Raw genomic sequence first — 5,084 nt, 5'->3', positions numbered from 1 at the left:
TCGCCCAAGTCTTTTACCCATATCCAGCAGCCGGAACTCCGCCCATAAATCCATCAGACCGTTGGAGGAAGGAGTGCCGGTCAAACCGACCACGCGATTCACCTTCGGCCGCACCGACGAAAGGCTTCTGAAGCGTTTCGCTTGATAGGACTTAAAGGATGATAGCTCATCGACTACCAACATATCGTAGTCAAAGGGCAGACCGCTTTTCTCTACCAGCCATTCGATGTTTTCTCGGTTTATGATGTAAATATCGGCTTTTTGCATCAAAGCTGCCTTGCGCTGAACCTCGCTTCCGACTGCTATGGAATAAACAAGTCCGTGCAGATGCTCCCATTTTTCAAGTTCCGCAGGCCATGTATCACGCGCTACCCGTAAAGGAGCCACGACGAGAACCTTGTGTATTTCAAAGCTGTCGAACAGCAGGTCATTTACGGCGGTGAGAGTAATGACACTTTTGCCAAGACCCATATCCAGCAGGATTGCCGCAATGGGATGCTCAAGAATAAAATTTGTGGCGTAGGTCTGATAGTCATGTGGATCGTATTTCATCGAGTATCCCTCCAATCTGGTCTATGCCGTCAATACAAAATACTAAAAAGCCAAGTGCCTCTAACTGTCTTTTTCGCTTTTCCTGCAAAGGACGCAGCTTTTTGCCAGGGGCTTTCAGTTCTATGAACGCCAGCTTCCCATCAGTGAGAAGTACAAGGCGGTCGGGCATCCCGTCATAATTTGCCGACGATATTTTCAGTGCAATGCCACCCATGCTTTTTACCGCTTTTACAAGTTTTTCTTCTATTGTTTTTTCTCTCATATCCATGCCTCCACCGCACAAATTTCATATTGGGTGAGGGTCGATGAGGGTCAAATACTAAAAGTCCCTTTAGGAGTAAAAAAATCAGTCTAAAGGGGGTTTTATGAAACGACCCTCATCGACCCTCACCTTCAGCTCAGGAAATCCTCAAAATCACCGCCGTCAACCTTCAATCGAAGCCCGGTAATGAAACTCCAGCCCTTGGGTTTTATCTTCTGGAAGCCGGCGTTGTCTAAGGCGGCATAAAAATCCGTCGTGCTGCGCACAAACTCGTTTCTTTCGGCGCAATGATTCCTATATGCGATATAGAGGTCGCTGGACTTTTCTCGCAAATCGCTGCCAAGCTCACATCTATCCTCAAGGAAATGACCGAGCCAGTCGTTTTCCTGCCTGTACGCCTCGATTGCGTCACTTACGCATTTGGGCAGAGGAATATGATAATCAATGTCGATAACCTTTTTCGCACCCTCGATAACCCATGCGAGAATGCTTTCACCTGCATTGGCGTAGAGGTATTCAGCGTAGTTTTTAATATCGCCTTCGCCCTCAATCTTGGCGTTGAAAGGAATAACAATCAGCCTGCGCCAGATACCGGCGTCTGACGCTCCCACTTTAGGAAGGTGGTTTGTGTAAAGAACCAGAGTGTGGCAGGGTGTAAAACTGAAGGGGTCTTTGTATTTTTTCTCTGCGAATACATCGTCCGTAGAGCAAAGCTGCTTTACAACCGAGTTATTAAGGCGTGTACCTTCCTGCAGCTCAGCCGCAATCAACAGGCGTTTGCCCTTGACCTCTGCCATTTCCGGTTTAATGTTCCTGCGGCATCCAACGGTGAGCGCATCGGCGGAGATGTTTCCGCTATATAAGCCCATTACGCGGGATAGTACATTCCAAAAGGTGGATTTACCGTTGCGCCCATCACCGTAGGCAATAATCAACGCTTCAAGATACACTTTGCCGATGGCGGCAAGACCGCAGACCATTTGCACATAATCAATCAGAACTTGGTCGCCGCAGAAAATAAGGTTGATGGTATCCTTCCAGAGGTTTTCGCCTTTATCGCCGGGCGAAACGGTGGTGATTTTCGTTATATAGTCCTCCGGGGAGTGTTCTCTTGCACCGTCCATACCTTTGCGAAGATCATAGGTGGCGGCAGGTGTACACAGAAGGAAACAATCTGTATCAAGGTCTCGCGGTGAGATTTCCAGCATGGGATGTGCTTCACGCAGGGTTGCTGTGATGTTTTTCGACTCCCTGCGCTTGATGGAAAAGGACTGATAGGCTTTTGCGGCAAGGAAAGCGGCGTAAGCTTCAGCCTGCTCATCATTAAACAGAGACTCGGCTTTGCTCTTGGAAGTGGTGTCCAATATTTCCTGTGCACCGACTTCCGACAGCTTTTTTGTAGCGGTCAATAGGTCGTTGGTTGCCTCGTCCAGTTGACGTCTGGTGAGTTCCTGCGCGACTGCCTGTGCGCCGGGTTCGGTTTCCTGCCAGTAATTTTCGCAGTAGCGGAGGTAACGGGTAGCCGGGGAATATCTTAGTTCATTACCAAAATACTTTGACAGTACCGTAGCCTGGCCGACATCGGAAAAATCTCCGGGCTTGTAGGAAACATCAGAATTGTACACTTCCGGTGGCACATATCCGTCCTGACGCTGGATACGCTGATAAAAACCTCGCGCACTGCGCCAGATGGTGGCAAGTTCCTGTGTGCCCAGCGGCGGGGAGCATTTCGCGGCCTCATCGCAAAAGCATTGATACGCCTCCTCGGTATCACCGTAACGTTTAAGGACTCGACCGGCGAATCGTGACATAGTGGCATTCCGATTGCCTTCTGCAATAACGCGAGGCTGACCGTTGTTTTCCATATCAGCATCGAAGTCATCTGCCTGTAAAAAGGTAGTCAGGTTCATTGTGCCGGAATGTAATTCGACCTCCGGTGCTGAGGTGCCAAAGAAAAATCGTGCGGCGTCAAGCGCCTGTGTATCGAAAAATGGGAAGATACCGCAGACCAGCCTTTTCATATCCGCATAGAGCCGAGCATCAAAAATGAGGTCGATGGGAAAGAGCACATGAAATTTGGGCCTTGGGGCTTTGCCGTTCTTTTCTTTTAAATTGTTGCGGCTATAATGCACGGCAAATCTTACGCCAGGGAAGGCATTCGCAACATCAGTGGGAACGACCCAGTCAGCGGGATCTTCTGAATGGTCGTTATCACAGTCGACAGGAAGGCAGTCAGCACCTATGAAGTTTGCTCCGCTGCGATAGCTGTTCTGGTACTTGGCGCACACATAGTCACATTTAACTGCTTCTGCCAGTGCGGTTTCGTCCGTGACATTTATCTTGTTAGGATATAGGCAGTTCCCGCGATTGCCGATACAATCGGCACGGTATAGCGTGAACATCATCTTTGAACCTCCTCACAGCTTTCGCTAAAATAGCGTAATCGGTAATTTTTCCAACGGGCACGCTTGATTTCCGATTCCATACCAGCGGAGATGCGTTCCCCGAATACCCACACCTCGGAGCATTTGCTCATCAAAGCGTTTCCAAAGAATAGACCCAGCTTTCGCTCGGTGGGATCGGTGTCATTCATAAATTGTGGGAACAAAAGATGTGGTGCGATTGGGATATAACCTTTGTTTACCGCAAAACGGCTGTATTTTTGCGCCGCCTTTATATTACTTTCCGTCTCACCTGCATAGGGCGAGCAGATATATACAATGGGGCGAAACGCCCGAAGCGCACGTTCTTCTTTTTCTATGGTGGTCATCGCTTCGTAGGCGGTCGGATCGTAATATCCCTCGGCATTGTATTTGTCAATACTCACTGTGCACCGCCTTCAATCACAGGCAGAATGCCGCACTCATTTTTAAGCAGGTCATAGAGGAACAGTCTGCCTTTTTGTGTCCAGTAGGTGTGCATGACGCTGCGGTCAACATCAATGGCGTGGGTGCGGGACTGGGTATAGCCTCGATTGGCATACTCCTGATATAAAAGCCATGTTCCGCGCATTTTGTACTGGATGCCAAGTTCGTGAAGCAGCTTGTTAAGTGCTTGCCCGCTCATGCCGTAGTCCTTTGCAATCTGGGTAACGGGGACGGTGTTTTTATTCTGCAGAATGAGGTCGTAATAACTGGCTTTCGGCTGCATCTCGGCAATCTGTTGTTCCTGAATTGCCGCCGTGAGCTGTAACATTTTTGTGCGCTCGCGCTCTGCTTTGAGTTCCTGCAATGCGGCTATAAGGATATCCGGATTGGCGAGCAGTTCGTCAGTTGCGTAAAGGCCGTGCTTGCGGATGGAAGGAATAACATCATGTGTAATCCATCTTTTGAACGCCTTCGCCTGCGGTTTGCGACTGCCGAGAATGAGCGTGTACAAGCCGGGTTCGTTTATGATATTTGCGTTGTCATTTCCTCTGCTTAAGCCCTCAATTGAAATGAGGGCTTTCTCATCCTCATCGAGTCGTTCCAATGCCATTGTGGGATTCCCAAGTTCACGTACCCTGCAAACATCTGCCGCCACGAACCACGGCGCACCGTTTTTGTTTACTGTGCGCACATCGAAATCCTCGTAGCGATAAATCTGAATCGTGTCCATAAAAAAACCTCCAGCGAATTTATTAGGGGCAATACCCCTTAAAACTCACTGGAGGGAAATGTAGGTCTTGAACGAAAAGAATCAATCTTTTTTATAAAAATCTGTTTCATAACCGTCAGCGTGAAGTTTAAGACCCTTTGCCCAGGGAGGAGTTCGGCTCATCTGTTTGCAAACTGCGTCAAGTGACATTCGGCTGTCGGCTTCGATGACCAATTCGTCGTGGATGTGCATTGTGATAAAGCAGTGGCGGAGCGTTTGCATTGCGTAACAGAGAATATCGCGGGCTGTCGCCTGAACAATATTTTCCACGATTTTGGGTCCGTAACTATCGATACGCTCCCATTTTTTTGTGCTGCCTACACCTTCATAGGTGATACAGTCGCCGCCGAACCTGTTCTCTCCGATGCGAGGCTTCACATAGGCGAGCCGTCTACCGGACGGAAGGATAATGAAAAGCATTCCGCTCTGATACACAAAGCAGATGCCGTGGGTATCGGTCGCAGGTTTTTCTTTTACAGCTTTCATTGCAGCGCGGTCGACGTCCCACCAGAAACTCACAATGCTCGGATTGGACGAGCGCCATGCCGACACGAGCGGCGGCAGATCCTCTTCGGTAAGACCCATCTCAAGGGCACCCATTGCCTTGAGCGCACCCCCGGAGCCGCCGTAACCC

Annotated in this window: 6 protein-coding genes; all 6 read right to left on the bottom strand. The window is 49.3% G+C overall.

Annotation, left to right across the window (positions count from 1 at the left end; translation table 11 throughout):
• Positions 1–552: ATP-dependent helicase (locus GX147_00820; protein ID NLN59252.1), on the bottom strand; the 552-nt coding region annotated here is incomplete at its 3' end.
• A complete protein-coding gene (locus GX147_00815) occupies positions 533–814 on the bottom strand; it encodes a VRR-NUC domain-containing protein (protein NLN59251.1) in 282 nt (93 codons plus the stop codon). The genes GX147_00815 and GX147_00820, both read right to left, overlap by 20 nt.
• A 131-nt stretch (positions 815–945) precedes the next feature.
• The gene (locus GX147_00810; GenBank protein NLN59250.1) at positions 946–3,216 is read right to left on the bottom strand and encodes a DNA primase; all 2,271 of its coding nucleotides are present in this window, start codon (positions 3,214–3,216) and stop codon (positions 946–948) included.
• The gene (locus GX147_00805; GenBank protein ID NLN59249.1) at positions 3,216–3,641 is read right to left on the bottom strand and encodes a hypothetical protein; all 426 of its coding nucleotides are present in this window, start codon (positions 3,639–3,641) and stop codon (positions 3,216–3,218) included. The genes GX147_00810 and GX147_00805 overlap by 1 nt, the downstream gene beginning before the upstream one ends.
• Positions 3,638–4,411, bottom strand: coding sequence for a phage antirepressor (locus GX147_00800; protein NLN59248.1), 774 nt, complete (start codon positions 4,409–4,411; stop codon positions 3,638–3,640). Before GX147_00800 ends, GX147_00805 begins: the two co-directional genes overlap by 4 nt.
• An 81-nt stretch (positions 4,412–4,492) precedes the next feature.
• Positions 4,493–5,084 (bottom strand): hypothetical protein (locus GX147_00795; protein NLN59247.1); only part of this gene is annotated, 592 nt, incomplete at its 5' end.

It is taken from the genome of Deltaproteobacteria bacterium, assembly GCA_012522415.1.
Classification (GTDB): domain Bacteria; phylum Desulfobacterota; class Syntrophia; order Syntrophales; family JAAYKM01; genus JAAYKM01.
This window is presented reverse-complemented; position numbering and strand designations above follow the sequence as displayed.

Coding starts and splice junctions, on each gene's coding strand:
- GX147_00810 (NLN59250.1), bottom strand. CDS start 3,216: ATGTTCACGCTATACCGTGCCGATTGTATCGGCAATCGCGGGAACTGC.
- GX147_00815 (NLN59251.1), bottom strand. CDS start 814: ATGAGAGAAAAAACAATAGAAGAAAAACTTGTAAAAGCGGTAAAAAGC.
- GX147_00800 (NLN59248.1), bottom strand. CDS start 4,411: ATGGACACGATTCAGATTTATCGCTACGAGGATTTCGATGTGCGCACA.